The following is a 25,125-nucleotide window of genomic DNA, read 5'->3' on the forward strand; positions in this document are numbered from 1 at the left end:
AATACTATGCTCATGAATGAACAAAACCGCTCATCGTTTCTTAGTGAAATAGCCCGTCAGCTTGGCCGCGACGTGCGCCGGGAACCTCAGGCAGACGCCGCGCCGGTCAACGACTACGCGCAAACCCGCCTGACGGACAAAAGTCAGGACGAACTGTGCCAGGCCTTTATGGAGTTCGCCAGCACCCAGAAGGTGAAGTGCGTACTGAGCCGCCCCGACGGGCTCATCGGTGACCTGATCGCCCTGTGCGACGAGTACGGCGGCACGCCGGTGGTCGTTAGCGGCGACGCGCGCTTAAAAGAGCTCGGCATTACCGACGCGCTCAAAGAGAGCTATCAGGCCTACGAGTGGGATCCGGCCAACGGCGCTGAGAATATTCACATGGCGGAAAAGGCCAAGATCGGCATCGTTTACGCCGAAGCGGGGCTGACCGAGTCCGGCGGCGTGGTGCTGTTCTCCGCGCCTGAGCGCGGCCGCTCCGTCAGCCTGCTGCCGGAAACCTCGGTTTTCGTGCTGCGCAAGAGCAGCATCCTGCCCCGCGTGGCGCAGATGGCCCAGCGGCTGCACAAAATGGCGCTGGCGGGCGAACGCATGCCCTCCTGCATCAATCTGATCGGCGGCCCCAGCTCCACCGCCGACATTGAGCTTATCAAGGTGTTCGGCGTTCACGGCCCGGTCCACGCGGCCTACGTGGTGCTGGAAGACTGCTGATTTTGCCAAGAAGATAACGGCGGCGCGTGGGGCAACCTGAGCGCCGTTTTTTCTTCCCGTAACAAAAAGTCCTACCTGACCCGTTCGATTTATCCCATACTGATTTTTCACGCCTTTATCACCACTCAACCCAATGGAGCTTTTCCCATGTCCGACAAACGCGATCATCACCGGCTGGTCGAACGCCAGTTCGGCGAACAGGCCGGCGCCTATTTGACCAGCGCCGTTCACGCTCAAGGAGCCGACTTACAGAAGCTTTCTCGCCTTATGCAGCAGGGGCAGTACGGACGCGTGCTCGACGTCGGCTGCGGCGCGGGCCACGCCAGCTTTGCCGCGGCGCCCTTCGCTCAGAGCGTCACCGCCTACGATCTCAGTCAGGACATGCTCAACGCGGTGCAAAAGGGCGCGGCGGACAGAGGCCTGTCAAACGTGCAGACCCAGAGCGGCATCGCCGAGTCGCTGCCGTTTGAGGCGGCAAGCTTTGACGCAGTCATTAGCCGCTACTCAGCCCACCACTGGCAGAACGTCGGGCTGGCGCTGTGCGACATTCACCGCGTACTCAAACCCGGTGGCCGCGTAGTGTTTATGGACGTCGTCTCCCCCGGCCACCCGGTGCTGGACATCTACCTGCAAACCGTCGAAGCGCTGCGCGATCGCTCCCACGTCAGGGACTACGGCCTCGGCGAATGGAGCCGCTTTATCAACGACGCGGGCCTGGTGCTGGAAGAGATAACCACCGACCGCCTGACGCTGGAGTTCAAGAGCTGGACCGAGCGGATGAGAACGCCGCAGGTCTACGTCGAGGCCATCCGCGCCTACCAGCAGGAGGCCTCCGCCGACGTGAAGCGCCACTTCGCCATTGCCGACGACGGCACGTTTACTACCGACATCGCCATGTTCGTCGGGCGCAAGGCTTAGGCTTTTATCAAACGTCGCCCCGCCGCAGGCCTATGGCGGGGCGTTCATCCGCTATCCTCCTCCGTCTGAATCCTCTTCTGCTCTCCCTCGGCTTCGTCTCTCCACGGGGCAATTATCAACATTGTCCCTACCAATTAACTCAAAAATTAACTTCTCCCGTTAATTTATCTCAACTTAGTCAAACCCGCTGAAACCATAAATCCTGTTTTCAACCAATTGATATATAACGATATAATTTTACAAGGTTCATTATGTGACTCAAAACACAGTTTTGTAACGCTTATTTGGTAGTATCAATTCAAATTTTTGGTAAGGCAATTTACGTTTATAACATAAAGAGTCCATACAACATGGGTAGAGATATTATTATAGGCATCGACATTGGCACTACCGGAGTGCGATCGGTGGCCTACCAATCCGGACAGTCAACCGCTCACGCCATCGCGACCGAAGAGTATCCGCTGTTCACCGATCAGACCGGCGTCGCCGAGCAGGACGCAAACTCCATCCTACTGTCCACCGTCGCCGTGATTAAAAGAACCGTCGCCCAGCTTGGCGATGACGCCAAAAACGTTCGCGGGCTGGCCATCAGCTCGGTGCTTCACAGCTTTCTCGCTCTGGCGGAAGAGGGAACGCCGCTGACCAGGCTGATGACCTGGGGCGACTCCCGCAGCCAGATCTATCTGGACGAGGTTAAATCGCAGATCGACGTCGAGCGCCTCTACCACCGGACCGGCTGCCCCATTCACCCGATGTACTCTCTGCTGAAGATTTACTGGCTGAAGAAAACCCACCCCGACACGTTCGCCAGATCCGCCCGATTCGGCACCATCAAGGACTTCGTGTTCCACCACCTGACCGGCGTTCGCGTCGTTGACCGCTCTATTGCGAGCGGCAGCGGCTGCTACAACATTCAAACCCTGGAGTGGGACAAAGAGATCTTAGCGCTGCTCGGCATCGGCGAAGAGCGGATGGTGAAGGTGGTTTCCACCACCCACTATGAGAACCTGACGGACGCCGCCGCCGCCCGCCTCGGGCTGCCCCACCCGGTGCCGGTAGTGATCGGCGCGGGTGACGGCATGATGGCCAACATCGGCGTCGGCGCTATCCGCCCCGGCCAGATCAACATCACCATCGGCACCAGCGGCGCTATCCGCATGGCGTCCAAGGAGCCGCGCACCGACGCCAAGCGCCGCACCTGGTGCTATAACGTCACCGACGACCGCTGGATGCTCGGCGGCGCCATCAACAACGGCGGCGTCTCCTTCCGCTGGGCCAGAGACAAATTCGCCGAAACCGAACAGCGCGTGGCCGACAAGCTGGGGCTTAACCCCTACGCCCTGCTGACGTCCTACGCGGAAAAGGTGTCCGCCGGGTCGGACGGCCTTATCGTGCTGCCCTTTTTCACCGGCGAGCGCGCGCCCTACTGGAATGCCAACGCGCGCGGCACCATGCTCGGCCTGACGCTCAACCACGACAAGCGCCACATTATCCGCGCCACGCTGGAGGGCATCTGCTACCGCATGCGCAGCGTGCTGGAATCGCTCGAGGAGCTAACCGGCAAGGTGGAAGAGATCCGCGTCAGCGGCAGCTTTACCCATTCGCCGGTCTGGCTACAAATCCTGGCCGACGTCATCGGGCGCGAAATCCACGTGCCGGACGTCGACGAAGGGGCCGCCTACGGCGCGGCCATTATGGGGCTTTACGCGCTGGGCGAGCTTTCGAGCATCGACAAGGCCAGCGATCTAATAGGCATCCGGAAAACCTATACGCCGAACGGAAGCCACAAGCACGCCTACGACCGGCTTTACGGCATCTACCTGAAGACCTACTGGAATCTGCAAGAACAATTTAAAGACATCGCCGACTTCCAGCGCGAAAAATACCATTCAATGTAAAGGAGCTTTTTCAACTATGGCCGTTGTACTGACCACCTCACGCGCGTTTTCTACCTGTCATCAGGCGCAGAAAATACTGACCGACGCCGGGCACGAGCTCAAGATGGTGACGCCGCAAAAACCGATGAAGGCCGCCGAGCTGGTGCCGATGGTAAAGGGCGTCAGCGCCATGCTGGCAGGGCTTGATGAGATCAACGCCGACGTTATCGCCGCGGCGTCGCCCACGCTAAAGATTATCGCCAGAAACGGCGTCGGCTATGACAAGGTCGACTTAAGCACGGCGAAAGAAAACAACGTTCGGGTCACCATTACTCCAGGCGCCAACAGCCTGTCGGTCTGCGAGCTGGCGTTCTCTTTTATCACCGGCCTGTCGAGACGCATTCACCTGATGGACAAAAGCGTCAGGGAAAAATCCTGGCAGCGCGTTTCCGGCATTGAGCTTTATGGCAAAACCATCGGCATCCTGGGCACTGGCGCTATCGGCCGCAGCCTGGCGGTGCGCTGCCGCTCCTTCGGCATGCGCGTTCTGGCCTACGACCTGTATCCGTCTACCGAGCTGATTGAAAACCACGGCGTGGAATACACGATGTCGCTGGACGACATTTACCGCGAGGCCGACTTTATTTCGCTACACCTGCCGGCAAATAAAGACACCTATCGCATGATTAACCGCGACAGCATCGCCAAAATGAAACAGGGCGCATTTATTATTAATACCGCACGCGGCGAACTTATTCATGACGATGCGCTTTACGACGCATTAAAAAATGGCTATCTCGGCGGAGCCGGTCTGGACGCCTTTATCTCGGAGCCCTTTTTAGACGAGCGCTTTTTCAAGCTCGACAACGTCATCATGACGCCCCACACCGGCGCGTTTACCAAAGAAGCCGCCGATAAAACGTTAATAATGGCGGCGGAAGAAATCGTTCGCGCGCTGTCGGGAAAAGAGAATTTATATCAGGTTAATTAAGTAAAAATACGTCGTCTTTTAAATAAATACGGGCTGCCAATTAATGCGCAGTCGGGCTTTCTACACCCTAAAGGCGGCATTAGCAGACTGAAAAATAACAAGGAGATCCTATGAAAGCCATTGTCTACCACGGCAGCAATAACGTATCGCTGGACAACGTCCCGGTGCCGGAAATAAAAGCGCACGAAGTATTAATCAAGGTTCACTACGCGGGCATCTGCGGCTCTGACCTGAATATCTACGTCGGCGCTCACCCCCGCGCTAAGGCGCCTTTGGTGCCCGGCCACGAGTTTTCCGGCGTGATTGAGGAAGGCAACGGCCACTTTCCCAAGGGCACGAAGGTCACCGTTCGCCCGCTGATCTCCTGCGGCCGCTGCTACGCCTGCGAAAGCGGCAACAGCCACGTTTGCGCCACCCTTAAGCTTTACGGCATCGATACCGACGGCGGCATGGCCGAGTACGTCAAGGTGCCCGCCGACGTGGTTCACGTCCTGCCTGACAACATGCCGATGACCATCGGCGCCTTCGTTGAGCCGCTGGCGGTGGGCGTTCACGCCGTCAGCCGCGCCAAGATGCAGGCGGGCGACAGTGTCGTGGTCTTTGGCGCGGGCACTATCGGCTTTTGCGTCGCCAGCGTCGCCGCTACCTGCGGCGCCAAGCAGGTGATCGTAGTCGAAACCAATCCGTTCCGCCTGGGCCTTGCCAAAGAGGCCGGCTTTATCGCCATCAACCCGGCGGAGACCGGCGTGGTGGACAAAGTGCTTGAGCTGACCGGCGGCACCGGCGCCGACGTGGTGTTCGACTGCGCCGCCCATCCAACCGTCGCTGCGGTGCTGACCAAGCTGGTCAGGGTTCAGGGCACCATCGAAATCGTCGGCTCCTACAAAAAGCCGGCGGAAGTGGCGCTGCTGGACATCGAGTTCAAAGAGCTGACCATCGTCGGCACCCGCGTTTACGTCAAGCGCGACTTTGAAACCGCCATCAAGCTGATCCAGGCGGGCTTCCCTTACGAGCGCTTAATCACCGTCTACCCGCCGGAAAAGGCCAAGGAAGGGTTCGACATCTGCCTGAACGGCGGCAACGTCATCAAGGTGATGTACCAGTTTTCTTAATCAAGAGCGTTAACGGTTGCCGTTAATAACAGGCGCTAACAACCAGCGTTAATAACAAAGAATGAAACAAGAGGACCTTTAGATGAAAAACAACGTTTTCGACCTGTCGGGGAAAAACGCCATCGTGACGGGCGGATCGCGCGGATTGGGAAAATCCTTTGCCGAAAGCCTGGCAAACGCCGGGGCTAACATTATTATTGTCGACGTCGATCGCAACGAGCAGACGGAAAAAGACATTATGGCCTACGGCGTTAGCTGTGAAACCTTTATTTTCAACCTGGCCGAATTCGATAAATACGACCAGCTGGTTAGCGCCATTCTGGGGAAATACAAAAAGATCGATATTCTGGTCAACAACGCCGGCATCCAGCGCCGCCATCCTTCCGCCGATTTCCCGAAGGCGGATTGGGATCTGGTGCTGGACATCAACCTGAACGCGGTCTTCTTTATGTGTCAGGCCTTCGGTCGCCACATGATCGAAAACGGCTACGGTAAAATCATCAACATTGCCTCGCTGCTAGCCTTCCAGGGCGGGTTCACTATTCCGGCCTATACGGCGGCCAAGTCGGCCGTGATGGGCTTCTCCAAGTCGCTGTCCAACGAATGGGCGTCCAAGGGCGTGAACGTTAACTGCATCGCGCCGGGCTATATCGCGACAGAAATGAACACCGCGCTGATGAACGACGAAGTCCGCAATCGTCAGATTATGGAGCGCATTCCGGCCGGCCGCTGGGGGAATCCGGAAGATCTCGGCGGCGCCGCGGTGTTCCTGGCCTCGAAGGCCTCCGACTATATCAGCGGCCACGCTATCGTCGTGGACGGCGGTTGGATGGGCCGCTAACCCATCTTTGTCCTACGTACTCTACCCGACAGGTTTCGGCCGCCGCCCGTCGGCGGCTCGAAAACCGCGGAAATAAAAAGAATGCAACGCATTAGCCAATATGCAGACATTCACTAATTAAAATATTACTCAGGGAGAAGGTTATGCCCCTCTTATACGTTGCCTTAGGCGTCGCTCTACTACTGTTTTTAATGCTGCGGCTGAAGGTTCACTGCTTCGTCGCGCTGATTTTAGTCGCCCTGTTCGTCGGCCTGATTCAGGGAATGTCCGTTCTTGGCGTGCTGGACTCCATCAAGCACGGCGTAGGCGGTACGTTAAGCAATCTGGCGCTTATCATGGGCTTCGGCGCCATGCTGGGCAAGCTTCTGGGCGACAGCGGCGGCGCGCAGCGCATCGCCATGACGCTGGTCGATAAATTCGGCGAGAAGAACATTCAGATAGCGGTCGCGGCGACCGGCTTTATCGTCGGCTTTGCCCTGTTCTTTGAAGTCGGCATTATTCTGCTGATGCCGCTGGTGATCACGCTGGCCTTGAGGCTGCGGATTTCGCTGCTGTACGTCGGCATCCCGATGGCGGCCGCCATCTCCGTCACCCACTGCTTCCTGCCGCCCCACCCTGGCCCGACGGCGATCGCCAATATCTTTAACGCCGACATGGGCAGGACGCTGATTTACGGCGTGATCATCGCCGTTCCGGCCATTATCATCTCGGGCATTCTGTTTGCGCGCATGCCCTACATTCGCAGAATGAACCCGGAAATCCACATGGGCTTCGCCAACCGTGAGTTCAGCGAAGACGAAATGCCGGGCTTTGGCGTCAGCGTCTTTACCGCGCTGATACCGGTTATCCTGATGGCGCTGCGCGCCGTTCTGGAAATGTCACTGGCCAAGGGCCACGCCGTGCTGCCCTACGCCGAGTTCTTCGGCGACCCGGTTATCGCCACGCTGATTGCCGCCATCGTCGCGCTTTACACCTTTGGCTACAAGCGCGGCAAGACCGTGGCCGAAATCACCTCCAGCATTGAGTCTTCCGCCAAGCTTATCGCCATGATGCTGCTGATTATCGGCGCGGGCGGCGCGTTCAAGCAGGTGCTTATCGACAGCGGCGTGAAGGACTACATCGCCAGCCAAATGCACGCATTCTCCTTCTCGCCGATCCTGCTGGCGTGGATCATCGCGGTGATCCTCCGTCTGGCGCTGGGCTCCGCGACGGTAACCGCGCTGACCACCGGCGGCATCGTCTATCCGCTGATTCAGGCGACCGGCGTCAGCCCCGAACTGATGGTGCTGGCGGTGGGCTCCGGCAGCGTGTTCTTCTCGCACGTTAACGACCCCGGCTTCTGGATGATCAAGGAGTACTTCAACCTGACGGTGGTCGAAACGCTGAAGTCCTGGTCAGTGCTGGAAACCATTATCTCCGTGTGCGGCCTGATCGGCTGCCTGGCCATCAACGCGTTTCTTTAACGCGTCTTTAATACGGGCATCTCCGGGCCGCCGCTTCTGCGGCCCGGATAAAAACCGAATTATTCATTAGCATCAAAGAGGTGGAACTATGAAAAGCTGGAAAAAAACCGCAGAACAGATCCTGACGCTCGGCCCGGTCGTGCCGGTTATCGTTATTAACGACATCAAGGACGCCGTGCCGCTCGCCAAGGCGCTGGTGGCCGGCGGCGTTAAGACGCTGGAAGTCACGCTGCGCACCGCCTGCGCTCTCGACGCCATCAGGAAAATCATGGCGGAAGTGCCTGAGGCCGTCGTGGGAGCGGGTACGGTAACGACCGTCGAGCAGTATAAAAAGGTGGCCGAACTGGGCGTGGAATTTATCATCACGCCGGGGCTGACGCCCGGGCTGCTAAAAGCGGCGGTTGAGGGCACGGTTCCGGTGATCCCCGGCGTCGCGACCATCGGCGAGCTGATGACCGGCGCCGAAGCCGGGCTTAAGTGCTTTAAGTTCTTCCCGGCGGAAATCAACGGCGGCGTGGCGGCGCTTAAAGCCTTTGCAGGCCCGATGCCGGACGCCAAGTTCTGCCCGACCGGCGGCATCAGCCTTAAAAACTATCGCGACTATCTGAGCCTTAAAAACGTGCTCTGCGTCGGCGGCTCCTGGTTCGTGCCGACGGACGTCATTGCCCAGGGCGACTTTGACGCCATCACCAAGATGGCGAAAGAGGCCGTTGAAGGCGCACGCTAAGACCTATAGCATCAGCGAGTCATAGCCCGAGAAGTTCAATAGCCTACGCGTTCAGCGCGGCGGGAAGCGAGAAAGCCCGCCGCGTTGACGTTTTATCCCCTTATCTTCCCCTCGCCTCACGCGGGCATCCCCCAACGCGGCAATACCTAAACTGCGCTAAACTGTGGCATAATATGCGCAACTTCACGTTTTTTTTAACCAAATGAGTATTCGCCTTGTTAATCAGTAATAACGTCACGATGCAGTTCGGCTCCAAGCCGCTGTTTGAAAACATTTCCGTCAAATTTGGCGGCGGCAACCGCTACGGCCTTATCGGCGCAAACGGCAGCGGCAAGTCCACCTTTATGAAGATCCTCGGCGGCGACCTTGCGCCTACCGCTGGCAACGTGTTCCTCGATCCGAACGAGCGCCTGGGCAAGCTGAAGCAGGACCAGTTCGCCTTTGAACAGTACAGCGTTCTCGACACGGTGATCATGGGCCACGAGGAGCTGTGGGCGGTGAAGGCCGAGCGCGACCGCATCTACGCGCTGCCGGACATGAGCGAAGAAGATGGCATGAAGGTGGCCGACCTTGAGGTTCAGTACGGCGAGATGGACGGCTACAGCGCCGAGTCCCGCGCCGGTGAGCTGCTGTTGGGCGTCGGCATCCCCGTTGAGCAGCACTACGGCCCGATGAGCGAAGTCGCTCCCGGCTGGAAGCTGCGGGTGCTGCTGGCGCAGGCGCTGTTCGCCGATCCGGACATCCTGCTGCTCGACGAACCGACCAACAACCTGGACATCGACACCATCCGCTGGCTCGAGCAGACGCTGAACGATCGCAACAGCACTATGATCATCATCTCGCACGACCGCCACTTCCTGAACATGGTGTGTACCCACATGGCGGATCTGGACTACGGCGAGCTGCGCGTTTATCCGGGCAACTACGACGACTATATGACCGCGTCGACCCAGGCCCGCGAGCGCCTGCTGGCGGACAACGCCAAGAAGAAGGCGCAGATAAGCGAGCTGCAGTCGTTCGTCAGCCGCTTTAGCGCCAACGCCTCCAAGTCGCGCCAGGCTACGTCCCGCGCCCGTCAGATAGAAAAAATCGAGCTGGCGGAGGTCAAGGCCTCCAGCCGCCAGAACCCGTTTATCCGCTTTGAGCAGGACAAGAAGCTGTTCCGTAACGCCTTGGAAGTAGAGAACCTGTCCAAGGGCTACGACGGCAACCCGCCGCTGTTTAAAAACCTGAACCTGATGCTGGAAGTCGGCGAAAAGGTCGCGGTGCTGGGCACCAACGGCGTGGGTAAAACCACGCTGCTGAAAACCCTGATGGGCGAGCTTGCGCCAGATACCGGTCGGCTCAAGTGGTCTGAAAACGCTAGCCTCGGCTACTACGCGCAGGACCACGCCACCGACTTTGAAATCGATATGACGGTGTTTGACTGGATGAGCCTGTGGATGCAGCCGAGCGACGACGAGCAGTCGGTGCGCAGCATCCTCGGCCGCCTGCTGTTCTCGCAGGACGACATCAAGAAGTCGGTGACCGTGCTCTCCGGCGGCGAAAAGGGCCGCATGCTGTTCGGCAAGCTGATGATGACCAAGCCAAACATTCTGGTGATGGACGAACCGACCAACCACCTGGACATGGAGTCCATCGAGTCGCTGAACATGGCGCTGGACCTGTACAAAGGCACGCTGATTTTCGTCTCCCACGACCGGGAGTTCGTGAGCTCGCTGGCAACCCGCATTATCGAAATCACGCCACAGAAGGTCATCGACTTTACCGGCAACTATGAAGACTACCTGCGCAGTCAGGGGATTAACGACTAGCCTGTAACCGAGCGGCCCCTTGATGGGGCCATTTTTTTGCTGATAAGGAAATTGGTGTGATGAGAAATAAAACCCTTCTACTGCTGAGCCTGCTGTTTTGCGCATGGGCGGGCGGCGCGTTGGCCAATGAGCCTAAGGCGCTCACGGCCCAAGAACTGCTAACGGAATATAAAACCTATTCGCTGGCGCGCTGTATTACCGAGAACTATAAAAGCATGGGCGTGGACTTTGGCAAGCTGCCGTTAAAAGACGGTACGCAGGGGTCTATTGATATTGAGTTGGGGTATGCTTTTAACGCCGAGCAAGACAACGCTTTGAATGCGTTTATAAAGGATAAGACCGGTAGTTTTTATAAGGCCAAGCAGAGTGAGGGAGATTTGGCTAGGGTGAATTTGGTGATTTATGACTGTGTGGGGTTTTCTCAGTCAGAGGAATTGGAAGGGGTTTTGGAAAAGTTAATTGCCGAAGCTGGGGCGATTAGTGGATAGATTTGTGCTTGTAGTCATTCGAGAGGTCAGAAACTGTCGCGTCTAACATTTCAGACTGTAATAAGTAAGGGGGGTAATACAGTTATCCCCTTCCCTTACGGGAATTGGTAAGTGCCTGCATTCCAGTATCCTTTTCCAGGGCGGCAATGCTCTTTCCAGCCAAGCAACATTAGCTCCCTTGCGATAAGTCGATTCATAATACCGTGGCCCATCAGCAATACGGGACCGTTATATTCCCTGGCGAGATTGACAAGTATGCCAGCGGCCCGAGCCGCGCGCATTTTCGCCATTCCTAAAGATTCTACCTTACAGGGCATGCCGCAAAGCCACATAAGACGAAAAATACCGGCCCAGTAAAAGGGGGATAACCGTACTCCAGGTATAAGGTGTAGCGGCAGGTCCGCTTCTCGGAATACTTCATCAATGAGTGCCGGCTCGCAGCCCAGCGTCTTCAGGGATGAAAGCGCTCTGAGTAGAGGGCTGCTAATAACCACCTGCGCTTTACGCGCCAGTACGCGGCTTGACTCAGGCGGCATGTCACTCCCTGTATCAGAGAGATCATATTGTGTAGTCCAATCAACCATTTCACGGGAAGACACTTTCGGAGCACCAGTGAAGGAGGGTTTTCCGTGACGCATCAGAATAATTTCCATATTTATCTTTTCCAGTTTGTCCATTCCTTGTTAATTTGATCCCTAAGCGTCAGAAACTAGATATATTAGGAATGCCAAGGCCTTCCATAATAATTCATATCGTATAGCATTACGTACTTTAACAGATAAATCATAAATAAGGCGGGGTTGGATTATCTGAATGGTTATGATTGTCCATAGTCGACGTTATCCTACCCAATGGAATAACGCTGTTCTAATATAACTGAGTGCAGAATTAATCCCTAGATCGGGTCATGTCGGCCTTTGATAACGCTCCCTAAGCTCAAATCACGTCGCGATCGGGGTCCTGCAACGCCGATTATTTAGGGTATAATCCCACCCATTATCCAACAGACTCAGAAACGAAGATGACAAAACTCACCCTACAAGAGCAGATGCTAAAAGCGGGATTAGTAAGCAGCAAGAAGATGGCCAAAGTCCAGAGAACGGCGAAAAAATCACGCGTTCAGGCACGTGAGGCAAGGGAAGCCGTGGAAGAGAATAAAAAGGCCCAGCTTGAGCGTGATAAGCAGCTAAGCGAGCAGCAAAAGCAGGCTGCGTTATCTAAAGAATACAAGGCGCAGGTGAAGCAGCTGATTGAAATGAACCGCATCGACGTTTCAAGAGGTGATATTGGCTTTAACTTCACGGACGGTAACTTAATTAAAAAAATCACCGTGGATAAGCTGACTCAGGCTCAGCTGATTAGCGGTCGTCTCGCCATTGCTCGTTTAGCGGTTGATAGCAACGGTGAGAGTGAATACGCGATTATCCCCGCCAGCGTCGCCGATAAGATTGCCCAGCGGGATGCGAGCTTTATTGTGTTAAACAGCGCACTGAGTCAGGAAGAGCAGGACGAGGACGACCCGTATGCTGATTTTAAGGTGCCGGATGATTTGATGTGGTGAAATGAACATAGTAAAAAACCCGCACATGGCGGGTTTTTTCTTATCAACGGAGCTTAGCGGCTCAGGCTATTGCCTTCATTAGTGCCGTAAGCATCACTGATAGTTAGCGCGGCTTACAGGCCGACGACGTTTCCAGCCGCAGGGCCTTTAGCGCCATTTTCAATGGTGAAGGAAACCTTCTGACCTTCATCTAGAGTTTTGTAGTTGTCGCTCTGGATAGCAGAGAAATGTACGAATACATCCTTGCTGCCGTTGTCCGGAGTGATAAAGCCAAAACCTTTATCAGAGTTAAACCATTTTACTAAACCAGTCATTTTGTTAGACATAGATACTTCCTTAATTAATTTGATGAGCCACTAAGAGCGGCGATGGTGGCCTGTACTTAAAGAGTGACTTACTTGGGCACTTAGGAGGAGGCTCACGAAGAAGGGTATCTACAGATAACACTTGAACTGAGGACTGCTTTACTAAAACTGCTTTCATAAGGTCTGACTTCCAAACCGAGAGCTATTAAGACATAGAGAAATTCATTATGCAACACTTATGTTTTTTATTTTAAGCGCTTAAATGTCTGGATGGCTGTATGGCTGTTGGTTTTCAGGTAAGGGTGACTGTGGAAGAAAATAAAAAAGCACAGTCCCATTGGCTTTGACTGCATTCACAGACGGTAATTTAATTAAAAAATAACCGTGAAGCTCAGCCAATTAACAGCCATCTCGCCATTGCTCATTTGGTTGTTTATCAGGCGACCATAAACTAAATGAGTTTGTTATGCAGCTAATCGACGATACCAATGAGCGGCATTGTCAGCCAAACTATCCGGTTCACTATCAACTACTGTAAATACACTCTGAGTCTTTAAATACCAACAAAATTTATCAATTTCCAAATCAACCTGATCTCTTTTTTCTGATTTTAACTCATTACTTGGTGATAAAATAAAAATCCCACCAGAATTATATTCTGAAAAATTAGACAAAGCTAAAGACACATCCCGCTGAGCGTCATAGAGATGGCATTTAGCTACATTTTCATCCGAATAAGCCGCTGATGCTATAGTTCCTATTGCATTGCCTGCCTTATATGGAAGAAATAAAGACTGAACCTGGTTACCTAAATTAACTTTCTTTAAAGGTGTTGGTTCAACCATCCCAAAATATTCATGATAATCAAGCGATAACTTAAGGCGACTATCCATTATGTTATATAACCGTTCTCTACTTATTGGATAATATACCCTTTCTTTTTGCTTAGTTCGCTTTATTGATAGTGTAACAACATTAGTAAAAAGTGAAGAGACTACATCATCAACGGACTCTCCTTGTGCATATCCATTAGATACGAATGTTACTCCACCCAATGAGGTAATCTCCTCATACTGTTCAGACAATGCGACTTCTTTTGCTACCTCACAAGCTAGTCGTAGATGAAATATCGCAGATTGAGAATACAGGCATTGTATCCTATCAAAGTAATCTAAAACTTGAACAAAAGAGCCACCTGTAGAATTCTTAAATACAACACCTATATTTAGCCTCTCCCCTGTCGCAAGATCAGGTGTCCATTGAATAGTAAACCACTCTCCACTTACTATAGGTTTGTTGGAGTGCTCGTTTATTAATGACGAAAAGTCAATCATGCGACACCTGCCAACGCTAATACTCCATATTTCTTACTTAACCTGTCATGTGAGAATTCAGCTCGACATTCTAAGAATGTAGTTAATTTTTCTATTTGTTCATTATTTAACATTTTATTCGCCCAATGCATAAGCTCTTCTTTTATTAAGTTAAGACTTAATTGTTGGTGAGAAGCCCCTTCCAAAATCCCCATCTTTTGTTGAAGGGTTGGTATTTCCCGGAAGACATCACTTAAAATGTTTCTCGGTTCCAATGCAATGTCCAGCATTTCTGGTGTCCAAGTCAAATGAACGGGGAGACTGCTATGATCAATCAGAGTGACTGAATTGTTTATCCCGATTATCACGTTCCCAAGATTACGATCCTGATTGGCAACCCACTCATCAAAAGCGATTGCATGATGCAACTTATCCCAATCATTTAGAATGTTGTATAAACTCTCAAACTGAATCATGTCACCTACACTATGAACACTACTAGGCGACCTCCCATCAATTTTGCTAGTTACAAATGCCACTGGAGCAACAGGGATGCTTAGTTGAGATTAAGCGCATCAGGGAGAATCAACACACCTGCCTTTGGTGCAACCGGAAGATCTTCTGCTTTAGAGAGCAAATATCCCAAAATTTCATTGAAAACACCAATCGCACAGTCATCTGAAAAAATTTTCACAAAGCACTGCCTCTGCACCCTATCAGGCCAATCAATCAGACACAATAGCGTTAAGGCCGTAATTCCTTCACATGATTGAGAAAGTACTGACTTAAAACTTACCTCACTCAGCACTTCAATAGTATTTCTCATTTTATCCGCGCCATTCTTTATGATGAAATGAATTTTAGAACAAAAATCCTCTAATTACTTCCTGTAATATTTAACAGTGATCTACGGACCCATTTGTCGCCTTACTTTCCCCTCGTCGATCTCCCATACACCAACCTTAATAATGTAGTGAGAGTCTTTTTTAAATAGCGCCTACGGATATCGCTTGCAGATTTAGGTTGGTTTATCACATCTGAATTGCTGAGCCATTTCAGAGAAACGTACAGCTTCAACGATAATGATCTCCTGTTGGCGATCAGACTTGTTGAGATTTTGAGATTCTTGGCCAGTTCATAGACAAAACCTTCGCATTCTGCTGTTAGCTCAACGTACTAGTAGATAATTTTTTCCAGTAATCCTTCTCTAATAAATGTAAATAGCGCGTAAGAGCGTCAAGTACTGTACCTTAGCATTTACCTATTTCTCATATTACCGTTTATCCAAACAAAGCTTTAAAACTGATAATTCCTGAAAATATCATTATCAGACAAAAAAACTGGCGCTGCGATAGAGAGGGAAAGCAGCCTTGTTTAGCCAAAGTACATATTACACCTGCAAATATAATAAATGAGACTGCCGAAGGTGACAATCCACTAAGCTGGTCCAAAAATGGAAGTTCCATCAATACACCTCACCATTACCGAAAGTGAAGGTTATATTTTCTTTTTTTGTATCCCTAACACCTCCCATGCTGAGCAACTTTTCAACAATTTTATTTATTGAGGTTCTTATTACTTCATCGTCATTTAAATATTCATCCCCATCAAGGTATGGTTGTATCGTTTGCCCTAAAACCAAATCGATATCATTTACTCTCGCAAAAGACGCCTTTCCTGAAAAACCGGAAATACAAAGCGAGCGAAGTTGAGTACGAATAAAGCCACTGACATAGGCAACAAACCAAGGCCTGCTAAATACTTTTTTGTATTGCTTTTCTGAAGGCCAGAGAAAGCTGTCCAGCTCTCGGCATTCGTAGTTCAACGTGCTTCCATTAACATACAGATATCCATACATTTTGACCCCAAACCAAGGAAAGCTAATGTGGGGATTTACTTTTTTAACTCTCCCTCTCAATGCTGTCCGTTTGGCAAGTAACACCAGGCATCGGTCAGTCGCATCAAGTACGTCATACAAGGAAACTGGAACTGGCTCACTCCAATACTCCTGATTATACAAGCTATTATAAAACTGGACGATATCCAGATCGTTTAGTGTTTTTATGCGGTCTTTCTCAACAGCTTCAGTTAAGGTTCCTTGGCTCGCCTCTAATTGGGCTACCCGCAGCAGGTCAGTACATGATAAACTGTTTCTGTATATCTGGAGTTCTTCTCGCATTTTGGCAACGCTTCGCTGGTTTTCCATGACTGTATTACTATTGGCGTAACCAATCAGATCTACCCAGCTAGAAAGCCGATAAAAATACGCTACCATTTCATAAGCATGGCTCAGTTTAACATTGCAATGATCTCTAAGGAAACGAGCTTGCTGGCGTAGCTGATCTACTGGCGGAACATAGCGGGTATCATTAACGCTGAGATGAGGGAGCATTGCATATTCCTTTTACAAATACTCTGCGGCCTGTAAACACAGAGCAAGGTTAAAAGGATATGCTCTGAAAAGCTAAATGGGTAAAAAGCGCGTTGGCGGATTTGTCTACAGGCTGACAGGTCTGCGCAGAACCTTTTCTATACAGTATGAAAAAATCCAAAGACAGTCAATAGACTACACAGCATTTAATTATATTAATGAACTACTTTTATTGCATGTTATAGATTTTGCGTAACAATTATTTTTATTCCTAATATCAAATAACCCAACCCAGAGTTGAACGACAAGAAATATTAGTTGACAGTCTTATTTCAAAAACCATCTTTAGATATACATCTCAAATTATTCTGGAACCCACCTCACACTCCCCCTTTCCAAATTTACATCCACTTTCATTTGGACTTTTCTCTTATAACTGGATATTTTTGGGAGGTTTTTATGCACGCCGTGAACGTGGTGCAACACGCTCACGACGCTAACCGCAACAACTAACATAGGTAGTCATCATGGCTGAAAAAGATTGTATTGTAGAAATCCCCGAATCAGAAGTCTCTCCGGAAAATTTTCACCGTTATACGGTGGGTTACGTGAGCCATTACTCAAGTAATAAGTTAATTCCCGCCCTTAGCCTAAAGGGCCAGTGGCTGGCGGCCGCCGGTTTTGATACCGGCACCAAGGTGAACGTGCGGGTGATGAACGGCTGTATCGTCATCACTGCCAAGCGGCCAGAGCCGGAGCTGATGACGTCGCTGAAAAGGGTGTGTAAATTCTCCGCCAGCAAGCAGCGGCAGGTGCAGGCGCTGATCGACGCGGTGGCAAACGGCGGCAGAGCCTAAGCAACCGGCGCTCCGGCCCCGCGGCCGGAGCCAAATCAAGTCCATCGAAATAGCCGCATTCTTAAAAACTCACTTTATGCCATTCAGCCTATTTAAAAATATTCACCCTCGTTTTAGAAACGTTTAATAAACTGAAAATCAACTCAATAAAAAGGCGAAATATAATAATATCTGTCAATTTACGCGCGCCAAAAATGAAAAAAGAAAAATATAAACCCGCCCTCTATGCTTAGCGTACTTTCATGAAAAACCGTCCTTAACCTTACATCAGCTCTCTCCTACCCGAACAGTCCCCCATGACCGCACGCCGCGCCAACCGCCGCCAGCCCGCGGCATTGCTTGACGTACTAACCGAATGTGCTGATAATCAAGCAACTGAAAGGATTAAAACACATGACTGATACACGTTTATATAAAGAAATTGCAACAGCAATAAAACAGCAGCTATCAGACGGAGTTTATAAAGTCGGCGATAAATTGCCAACGGAAAGAACGCTGGCTGAAACCTTTGGCGTTGGCCGCGCCGTTATTCGGGAGGCGATGATTTTATTGGAAGCCGAAGGCTTTATCGATATAAGAAAAAGCTCCGGCGTTTACGTATTAAAAAACGAGACCGTCATTAACTCCTTTCTCGACGGTAAGTCCGGCCCGTTCGAGCTGCTGCAGGCCCGGCAGCTTATCGAAACCAGCATCGCCGCCTTCGCCGCCACCCAGATAGTCAAAAGCGATCTGGCCAAGCTGTATGAAATTCTCGAGCAGGAGAAAAAGCTGCTGGACTCTCCGCCCGACCAGTCCCTCGACGCCCAGTTCCACTGCGCCATCGCCGCCTCGACGCAAAACGCCATGCTGGCGGAGATAGTCCGCTACATATGGGACGTTCGCAACCGAGATCCTCTCTGGCAGATGCTGGCCAAAGAGTCCGATCAGGGGGAGTACAGCAGGAAAGGCTACGCGGAGCACGAAGAGATCGTCGCCGCCCTCCAGCGTAAAGACCCGGTCGCCGCGCGCCTGAGCATGTGGCAGCACCTGGAGAACGTCAAGGAGCGCGTCACCAAGCAGTTGGAGTGCCACGAGCAGCCGTCCTTTGACAGGTTCTTGTTCGACTCCATCCCGCTTGAGATGCCGAAGGGAAAGTCTTGAGTTAGATGCCAAGGCGGCAGGCGACTGCCGCTATTTTTCCGTTTCGTATAAACAATACCGCACAGGGTCTTCATATGAACACGGCAATACGCTCCCTCACAGAAATCGAATCCCAGCTGACCACCCCAACCTTCTTCGACTTCCTCCAGCATATCGACCTATACAGCGCGCTCGACGCCAGAGACGAGGCCGACTTCGACGAACGCTGGATGGCAGAGTTTGACCGCCTGAGCCAGGAAACCTTTTCCGAAGAGGTAAACCGGCTTATCGACAGGCTGAGAGAGCTGGCGTTCAAAGGCGCCTATCGTGTCATTCAGGACGCTGACGCCGCCGCAAGGGTATCGGATGACGTGGAGCTGATAGCCAAAAGCCTGGCGCTGGGGGAAGAGGAAAGCTGGCCGACGGCGTTTCTCTGGGCGTCCTATCGGCGGGGAGAGCTGCCCCACTAGCCCTGCGGCTTAAAGAAAAAAGCGGCCGCCTCCGGCCGCTTAAAAAAACGAAACGCCACTGCTTCGCCTTTTATTTCCCTGCTTTCTGCCCTACGTCCTGCCCGACGTTAAACGTAAACGTAGTTTTTACCTTCTCTTCATCGCACACGTTCTTATCGGCAATCGGCGTTACCTTGTCGGCGAAAATCACCCAGTAGCCATCGCGGTCAACGGGTACGGAGAGCCTGCCCTTATCGTCGGTTTTGGCGCTAAACGCGGCCTCCAGGTGGCGGTGGTCGCCGTGCTTGTGGTGGTGATGGGGGTCTTCGTAGCCCGCGTAGCTGGCGCTCACTTTATGGTTAGCCAGCGGCTTGCCCTGATAGCGCAGCTCGACCGGCAGGCTCTGCCCGCCCTTCAACGTCGCCGGGTCGGCCAGCGGCACGATCTCCAGCGGAATGCCCTGCGGCTGGCTGATAAACGCCGCGTCGCCCTTATTGCCGACGTTGACTACCGTTTTGCCGTACATCGACGCCAGCTGGCAGTAGGAGGCGTCGGTCATCTCTCTGCGCGACTGCTGCTTCCAGCCGTTCTTGTTTTTCGCCCAGTAGGTGGGATTATAGGTAGCGATCGCCAGGTAGCTGCCTTCGACTGCCGGCTTGGTGCTCACATAGCGGTAGTTCTCCCCCTTCTGCTCAAGCTTTACCTCACCCGCCGCGCTAACCAGCCTGGCGGGTGAGAAGATCGCCAGGCGATCGGCGGCAATCGCCTCCGGCTCGGGGAAGTTATCGCCATAGCCCATCTCAACCACCATCGGCTGGCCGACCAGCGTGTTGGCCACGTTAATCCAAAGCTCGTGCGCCAGCGCCGGTGCGCTCAGCAGCGCCGTAGCGCACAGCGCGGTTAACAAACGCAGTTTCATCGTTTTGTATCTCCTTTTCCATGCCAAAAGTTAGCGCTCGCTTTCACGCGGGCGCTTGGGATTCAATGTTAATAATAACTATTATCAACTTATTTATGTTATAATATAACATATCATAATGCAACAAACGCCGATGCGCTGACGATAGGAAGAGGATCTGAAAAGGCTATTTTTAGTGAGATGTGATGCGCGTGAACAATCAGCGGGGTAGCCAAACTGAAAGGATATGAATTTAAATTAGTAAAATCATATTGTTAGTAAACTTACTATGATGCCATACTTTATTCTTCCAAAAACGCCACGCCAATTCTATCCGCTTTAAACTGTATGAACTGCTTATCCAGATAGAGGTAGTCATCAATAAACATCTCATCCTGAAATGCGATGCCGTCAACGATCACCGTGTCATAAACCAGAATGCCTCTGACGTTGTACGCAAAGCTATCGCCAACCCTTTCCAGAACGTAGTTCTCTCTCTTCGTTTCTTCTATGTGGAAGTCGTGCAGGAAAGTAAAGCTCAGCTCAACGGGATAAATTTTATTTATCTCCAGCGGATAGGGCACATAGTTTACAAAGCAGGTAATGGTGTAATTACCGACAGATAAAACCACCTCTTCCTCTATATGTTCATTCTGGGCAATAAGTCTGGCGTAATGCTTCATATCCGTTCACCGCTAAATTCCATCATCATTGTACGAGCAAGCATTCATGTTGGGCATCCAAAAGCCACGCCCATACGTCACGCTGTTATACCTGCAATAAAAAAGCCGCCTGGAAACCCAAGGCGGCTATTAAAACTCAATAAAACGGCTATCAGCAGTAGCCGTAGTTCATCAGCCGCTGGTAGCGGCGGTCAATCAGCATCTCTTTATCCAGCGGAGCCAGATCGTCCAGATCGGCGAGGAGCTGGGCCTTCAGGTTCGCCGCCATCTCTTCCGGGTTGCGGTGTGCGCCGCCCAGTGGTTCAGGGATAACCGTGTCGATAAGGCCGAGCTCTTTTAAGCGCGGGGCGATGATGCCCATTGCTTCAGCCGCCAGCGGCGCCTTATCGGCGCTCTTCCACAGAATGGAGGCGCAGCCTTCCGGAGAAATAACGGAATAAGTGCTGTATTGCAGCATGTTGACCTTGTCGCCAACACCGATAGCCAGCGCGCCGCCGGAGCCGCCTTCGCCGATCACGGTGCAAACCACCGGTACGCTCAGGCGAGACATCTCGCGCAGGTTGCGGGCAATCGCCTCAGACTGGCCGCGCTCTTCCGCGCCAACGCCCGGATAGGCGCCCGGCGTGTCGATAAAGGTGATAATCGGCAGGTTGAAGCGCTCGGCCATCTCCATCAGGCGCAGGGCCTTGCGGTAGCCTTCCGGCGCGGGCATGCCGAAGTTGCGGCGAATTTTTTCTTTGGTTTCGCGGCCCTTCTGGTGGCCAATCACCATCACCGGACGGCCGTCAAGGCGAGCGATGCCCCCGACGATAGCCTTATCGTCGGCGTAGGCGCGATCCCCTGCCAGCTCGTCGAAGTCGGTAAAGATGTGCGAAACGTAGTCCAGCGTGTAGGGACGACGCGGATGGCGCGCCAGCTGGGCAATCTGCCAGGCGCCCAGCTCAGAGAAAATCTTTTGGGTCAGCTCAAGGCTCTTTTCGCGCAGGCGCTTAACCTCCTCGTCGAGGTTAATATCCAGCTTCTCGTCTTGAAGACCGATTGACTTTAGCGAATCAATTTTCGCTTCCAGCTCGGCAATCGGCTGTTCAAAATCTAGAAAATTCAGGCTCATAGCATTCCTATTTTAATCAAATTCCAATTCAACCTGGGCATTGCCAAGCAGAGTCCGCAGGTCGATAAGCAGGCGTTCGCTCGGCGTCACTCGCCACGCGGCGCCAAAGCGCAGTCGCGCCCTTGCGTCTTCTCTCTGGTAATACAGATGAACTGGGATCGTCCCCGATCGATGCGGTTCCAACGATTCGCGAAGACGGTTTAACAGCTGGTCATCAATTTGCCCGTCCGTTAACGATATGGCAAGGCCGCGGGCGTATTTTTCCCGCGCTTCACTGATGTCCATTAATTCGCGGACCATCATTTTAAGTCCGCCGCTAAAATCATCAAAGCTGACCTGTCCGGTTGCAATCAGGACGCGGTCTTTCTCCAGCAGCTGCTGGTATTTTTCAAGTGCCTCAGAGAATAGCATGACTTCAAGACGACCGGAACGATCATCAAGCGTACAAATGCCAATTCTGTTACCTCGCTTGGTGGTCATCACTCTGGCGGCAACCACCAGCCCGGCGGCCATGGTCATTTTGCCCCGCTCGGTGGGGTGCATATCCTTCAGGCGAATGCCGCCGGTATAGCGTTCGATTTCCTTCAGATACTGCGTGATCGGGTGGCCGGTTAAGTATAGCCCCAGCGTCTCGCGTTCGCCGTCCAGGATCACCTGCTCCGGCCACGGCGGCACGTTAGCGTAGGCTTTTTCAACGTGCTCAGGCTCTTCGGCCAGCACGCCGAACATGTCGGCCTGCCCCAGCGCTTCGGCCTTGGCGTGCTGATCCGCCGCCTTCATGGCTTCGGTCAGCGAGTGCATCAGCGCCGCGCGGTGCGGGCCAAGCCGGTCAAAGGCCCCGGCCATAATCAGCTTTTCAAGCACCCGCTTGTTCAGGCGCTTCATGTCGGAACGGGCGCACAGGTCGAACAGCTCTTTAAAATAGCCGCCCTGGTTGCGGGCCTCGATAATGGCCTCAATCGGCCCTTCGCCGACGCCCTTGATGGCGCCGATGCCGTAAACGATTTCGCCGTCGTCGTTGACGTGGAAATGGTACAGGCCGCTATTGATGTCCGGCGGCAGCACCTTGAGCCCCATACGTAGGCATTCGTCCACCAGGCCCACCACCTTTTCGGTGTTGTCCATATCGGCGGTCATCACCGCCGCCATAAACTCGGCCGGATAGTGGGTCTTAAGCCACAGCGTTTGATAAGACACCAGCGCATAGGCGGCGGAGTGCGACTTGTTAAAGCCGTAGCCGGCGAACTTCTCCACCAGGTCGAAGATCTTCATCGACAGCTCGCCGTCGATGCCGTTTTTAATCGAGCCCTCTTTAAACACCGAGCGCTGCTTGGCCATCTCCTCGGGCTTTTTCTTACCCATCGCCCGGCGCAGCATGTCCGCGCCACCGAGGGTGTAGCCCGCCAGCACCTGGGCAATCTGCATGACCTGTTCCTGATACAGGATAATGCCGTAGGTCGGCTCCAGCACCGGCTTGAGCGACTCGTGCTGCCACTGGATGTCCGGATAGGATATCTCTTCGCGCCCGTGCTTACGGTCGATGAAGTTGTCCACCATCCCCGACTGTAGCGGCCCCGGACGGAACAGGGCCACGAGGGCGATCATGTCTTCGAAGCAGTCGGGCTTCAGGCGCTTAATCAGATCCTTCATGCCGCGGGATTCAAGCTGGAATACCGCGGTGGTTTCCGAACGCTGCAGGACGTCGAAGCTCTTCTGGTCGTCAAGCGGAATGGCCGAGATGTCTATCGGCTCAAGCCCGCTCTTGGCGCGGCGGGCGTTAATCATCTCTAACGCCCAGTCGATAATGGTCAGCGTGCGCAGCCCCAGGAAGTCAAACTTCACCAGGCCGGCGTACTCGACGTCGTTCTTGTCAAACTGGGTGACCGGGAACTGCCCTTCGGGGTCGCAGTACAGCGGCGCGAAGTCGGTTATCTTGGTGGGCGAAATCACCACGCCCCCGGCGTGCTTGCCGGCGTTGCGCGTGACGCCTTCAAGCTGGCGCGCCATGTCGATAAGCGCCTTCACCTCTTCGTCCGACTCATACAGCTCAGGCAGCTGCGGCTCGGCGGCGAACGCCTTTTCCAGCGTCATGCCCGGATCGGGCGGCACCAGCTTGGAAATACGATCGACGAAGCCGTAGGGGTGGCCCAGCACGCGGCCCACGTCGCGGATAACCGCCTTCGCCGCCATGGTGCCGAAGGTAATAATTTGCGAAACCGCGTCCCGACCGTACATTTCGGAAACGTGGTCAATCACCCGGTCGCGTTTCTCCATGCAGAAGTCGACGTCGAAGTCGGGCATCGATACCCGCTCAGGGTTCAGGAAGCGTTCGAACAGCAGGTCAAATTCCAGCGGATCCAAGTCGGTAATGCCGAGAGAATAAGCCACCAGCGAGCCCGCGCCGGAGCCTCGCCCCGGGCCAACCGGCACGTCGTTGTCCTTGGACCATTGGATAAACTCCATCACGATCAGGAAGTAGCCGGGGAACCCCATCTGGTTGATAACGTTAAGCTCAACCTCCAGGCGTTCGTCGTACTCGCCGCGCCGCTTGGCGCGCACGTCCTCATCGGGATATAAAAATTCCAGACGCTTTTCCAGCCCCTCTTTGGCGCACTTGACCAGGAAGTCTTCGGTGGTCATCTCGCCGGTCGGGAACTGCGGCAGAAAGTACTCACCCAGGCGGATAGTGACGTTGCAGCGCTTGGCGATTTCCACGCTGTTTATCAGCGCTTCAGGAATGTCGGAGAACAGCTCGCACATTTCCTCTTCGCTGCGCAGATACTGCTCGACGCTGTATTTTTTCGGCCGCTTCGGGTCGTCCAGCGTAAAGCCGTCGTGGATCGCCACGCGGATTTCGTGCGCGTCAAAGTCAGACTTAGCGATAAACTTCACGTCGTTGGTCGCGACGACCGGCAGGCCCTCTTTGGTCGCCAGCTCGACGGCGGCGTGCAGATAAAGCTCTTCGTCCTCGCGGCCGGTTCTCACCAGCTCAAGGTAGTAGCGATCGGGAAAGTGTTCGCGGTAGAAGGCGACGCATTCGTCAACCAGCTGCTGGTTGCCGCGTATCAGGGACTGGCCGACGTCGCCAAACCGCGCGCCGGACAGGAGGATAAGCCCCTCTTTGTGCTCAATCAGCCAGTCTCGGTCGATAACCGGCCCGCCCTGCACGTAGCCGCGCTGATAGGCGCGGGAGATCAGCAGCGTCAGGTTCTGATAGCCGACGTTATCGGAGGCCAGTACGGTCAGCTCGGCCAGCTCGTCTCCCGTCAGCCCGCCCTGCATGCGAAAATCGGCGCCGATAATGGGCTTAATGCCCGCCCCGTGCGCCGAGCCGTAGAACTTCACCAGTCCGCACAGGTTGGTAAAGTCGGTGATAGCCATGGCCGGCATGTTCAACGCGGCAACCTTTTTCACCAACGGGCCCACCTTGGCGAGCCCATCTATCATGGAATAGTCGCTGTGGATTCGAAGATGAACAAAACGAGGTTCGGCCATGTTGCTACCCGCTATCTAATG

The 25,125-nt window shown here is 53.3% G+C and carries 24 protein-coding genes; 14 read left to right on the top strand and 10 right to left on the bottom strand.

Annotated elements, in window-relative coordinates:
* The first annotated feature begins 6 nt into the window (after nucleotides 1-6).
* The 10 genes from G544_RS0108605 (at nucleotide 7) to G544_RS0108650 (ending at nucleotide 10,942) form a co-directional block, all read left to right on the top strand.
* On the top strand, nucleotides 7-711 hold the full coding sequence (locus G544_RS0108605; protein ID WP_051155650.1) for a LutC/YkgG family protein: 705 nt from the start codon (nucleotides 7-9) through the stop codon (nucleotides 709-711).
* Nucleotides 712-858: 147 nt separating this feature from the next.
* The gene (locus G544_RS0108610; RefSeq protein WP_027274222.1) at nucleotides 859-1,629 is read left to right on the top strand and encodes a class I SAM-dependent methyltransferase; all 771 of its coding nucleotides are present in this window, start codon (nucleotides 859-861) and stop codon (nucleotides 1,627-1,629) included.
* Between the two features lie 350 nt (nucleotides 1,630-1,979).
* Complete coding sequence (locus tag G544_RS0108615; protein ID WP_027274223.1) at nucleotides 1,980-3,527, top strand: gluconokinase; 1,548 nt, start codon at nucleotides 1,980-1,982, stop codon at nucleotides 3,525-3,527.
* Nucleotides 3,528-3,543: 16 nt separating this feature from the next.
* A complete protein-coding gene (locus G544_RS0108620; protein WP_027274224.1) occupies nucleotides 3,544-4,497 on the top strand; it encodes a phosphoglycerate dehydrogenase in 954 nt (317 codons plus the stop codon).
* Nucleotides 4,498-4,607: 110 nt separating this feature from the next.
* The gene (locus tag G544_RS0108625) at nucleotides 4,608-5,609 is read left to right on the top strand and encodes a zinc-dependent alcohol dehydrogenase (protein WP_027274225.1); all 1,002 of its coding nucleotides are present in this window, start codon (nucleotides 4,608-4,610) and stop codon (nucleotides 5,607-5,609) included.
* Between the two features lie 82 nt (nucleotides 5,610-5,691).
* Nucleotides 5,692-6,450, top strand: a complete 759-nt coding sequence (locus G544_RS0108630; protein ID WP_027274226.1) for a glucose 1-dehydrogenase — start codon at nucleotides 5,692-5,694, stop codon at nucleotides 6,448-6,450.
* A gap of 143 nt (nucleotides 6,451-6,593) precedes the next feature.
* Entirely contained in the window at nucleotides 6,594-7,913 is a 1,320-nt protein-coding gene (locus tag G544_RS0108635) for a gluconate:H+ symporter (RefSeq protein WP_027274227.1), read from the top strand.
* Between the two features lie 88 nt (nucleotides 7,914-8,001).
* Nucleotides 8,002-8,640, top strand: a complete 639-nt coding sequence (locus tag G544_RS0108640; protein ID WP_027274228.1) for a bifunctional 4-hydroxy-2-oxoglutarate aldolase/2-dehydro-3-deoxy-phosphogluconate aldolase — start codon at nucleotides 8,002-8,004, stop codon at nucleotides 8,638-8,640.
* Between the two features lie 215 nt (nucleotides 8,641-8,855).
* Complete coding sequence (locus G544_RS0108645) at nucleotides 8,856-10,454, top strand: ABC-F family ATPase (protein WP_027274229.1); 1,599 nt, start codon at nucleotides 8,856-8,858, stop codon at nucleotides 10,452-10,454.
* Between the two features lie 59 nt (nucleotides 10,455-10,513).
* A complete protein-coding gene (locus tag G544_RS0108650) occupies nucleotides 10,514-10,942 on the top strand; it encodes a hypothetical protein (protein ID WP_027274230.1) in 429 nt (142 codons plus the stop codon).
* A 95-nt stretch (nucleotides 10,943-11,037) separates the two neighbouring features.
* On the opposite strand, the gene G544_RS0108655 is transcribed toward G544_RS0108650, so the two are convergent.
* Nucleotides 11,038-11,619: a histidine phosphatase family protein gene (locus G544_RS0108655; protein WP_245614556.1), complete on the bottom strand. Its 582-nt coding sequence runs from the start codon at nucleotides 11,617-11,619 to the stop codon at nucleotides 11,038-11,040.
* A gap of 344 nt (nucleotides 11,620-11,963) precedes the next feature.
* Between G544_RS0108655 and G544_RS0108660 the strand changes: the two genes are divergently transcribed.
* Nucleotides 11,964-12,503: a DUF2058 domain-containing protein gene (locus G544_RS0108660; protein ID WP_027274232.1), complete on the top strand. Its 540-nt coding sequence runs from the start codon at nucleotides 11,964-11,966 to the stop codon at nucleotides 12,501-12,503.
* Between the two features lie 113 nt (nucleotides 12,504-12,616).
* On the opposite strand, the gene cspE is transcribed toward G544_RS0108660, so the two are convergent.
* From cspE to G544_RS0108680, 5 genes are all read right to left on the bottom strand, one after another.
* Complete coding sequence (gene cspE, locus G544_RS0108665; protein ID WP_027274233.1) at nucleotides 12,617-12,829, bottom strand: transcription antiterminator/RNA stability regulator CspE; 213 nt, start codon at nucleotides 12,827-12,829, stop codon at nucleotides 12,617-12,619.
* A gap of 443 nt (nucleotides 12,830-13,272) precedes the next feature.
* Nucleotides 13,273-14,142 (bottom strand): hypothetical protein, encoded by an 870-nt coding sequence (locus tag G544_RS22150; RefSeq protein ID WP_147654612.1) that lies wholly within the window; start codon nucleotides 14,140-14,142, stop codon nucleotides 13,273-13,275.
* On the bottom strand, nucleotides 14,139-14,597 hold the full coding sequence (locus tag G544_RS0108670; protein ID WP_027274234.1) for a hypothetical protein: 459 nt from the start codon (nucleotides 14,595-14,597) through the stop codon (nucleotides 14,139-14,141). Before G544_RS0108670 ends, G544_RS22150 begins: the two co-directional genes overlap by 4 nt.
* An 80-nt stretch (nucleotides 14,598-14,677) precedes the next feature.
* Nucleotides 14,678-14,947, bottom strand: a complete 270-nt coding sequence (locus G544_RS0108675; protein ID WP_027274235.1) for a hypothetical protein — start codon at nucleotides 14,945-14,947, stop codon at nucleotides 14,678-14,680.
* Nucleotides 14,948-15,586: 639 nt separating this feature from the next.
* Entirely contained in the window at nucleotides 15,587-16,513 is a 927-nt protein-coding gene (locus G544_RS0108680) for a hypothetical protein (protein ID WP_027274236.1), read from the bottom strand.
* A gap of 506 nt (nucleotides 16,514-17,019) precedes the next feature.
* Between G544_RS0108680 and symE the strand changes: the two genes are divergently transcribed.
* From symE to G544_RS0108695, 3 genes are all read left to right on the top strand, one after another.
* Nucleotides 17,020-17,349, top strand: coding sequence for an endoribonuclease SymE (gene symE, locus G544_RS0108685; RefSeq protein ID WP_027274237.1), 330 nt, complete (start codon nucleotides 17,020-17,022; stop codon nucleotides 17,347-17,349).
* Nucleotides 17,350-17,742: 393 nt separating this feature from the next.
* Nucleotides 17,743-18,489, top strand: a complete 747-nt coding sequence (locus tag G544_RS0108690; RefSeq protein ID WP_027274238.1) for an FCD domain-containing protein — start codon at nucleotides 17,743-17,745, stop codon at nucleotides 18,487-18,489.
* A 74-nt stretch (nucleotides 18,490-18,563) separates the two neighbouring features.
* The gene (locus G544_RS0108695; protein ID WP_051155651.1) at nucleotides 18,564-18,938 is read left to right on the top strand and encodes a hypothetical protein; all 375 of its coding nucleotides are present in this window, start codon (nucleotides 18,564-18,566) and stop codon (nucleotides 18,936-18,938) included.
* A gap of 70 nt (nucleotides 18,939-19,008) precedes the next feature.
* Here G544_RS0108695 and G544_RS0108700 read toward each other — a convergent pair whose 3' ends face one another.
* The 4 genes from G544_RS0108700 to dnaE form a co-directional block, all read right to left on the bottom strand.
* Complete coding sequence (locus G544_RS0108700) at nucleotides 19,009-19,836, bottom strand: DUF4198 domain-containing protein (RefSeq protein ID WP_027274240.1); 828 nt, start codon at nucleotides 19,834-19,836, stop codon at nucleotides 19,009-19,011.
* A 281-nt stretch (nucleotides 19,837-20,117) separates the two neighbouring features.
* A complete protein-coding gene (locus G544_RS0108705; protein ID WP_027274241.1) occupies nucleotides 20,118-20,498 on the bottom strand; it encodes a hypothetical protein in 381 nt (126 codons plus the stop codon).
* Nucleotides 20,499-20,649: 151 nt separating this feature from the next.
* Nucleotides 20,650-21,609: an acetyl-CoA carboxylase carboxyl transferase subunit alpha gene (accA, locus tag G544_RS0108710; RefSeq protein WP_027274242.1), complete on the bottom strand. Its 960-nt coding sequence runs from the start codon at nucleotides 21,607-21,609 to the stop codon at nucleotides 20,650-20,652.
* A gap of 12 nt (nucleotides 21,610-21,621) precedes the next feature.
* A complete protein-coding gene (dnaE, locus tag G544_RS0108715; protein ID WP_027274243.1) occupies nucleotides 21,622-25,104 on the bottom strand; it encodes a DNA polymerase III subunit alpha in 3,483 nt (1,160 codons plus the stop codon).
* Between the last annotated feature and the right edge of the window lie 21 nt (nucleotides 25,105-25,125).

This window comes from Leminorella grimontii ATCC 33999 = DSM 5078 (genome assembly GCF_000439085.1).
Taxonomy (GTDB): Bacteria; Pseudomonadota; Gammaproteobacteria; order Enterobacterales; family Enterobacteriaceae; genus Leminorella; species Leminorella grimontii.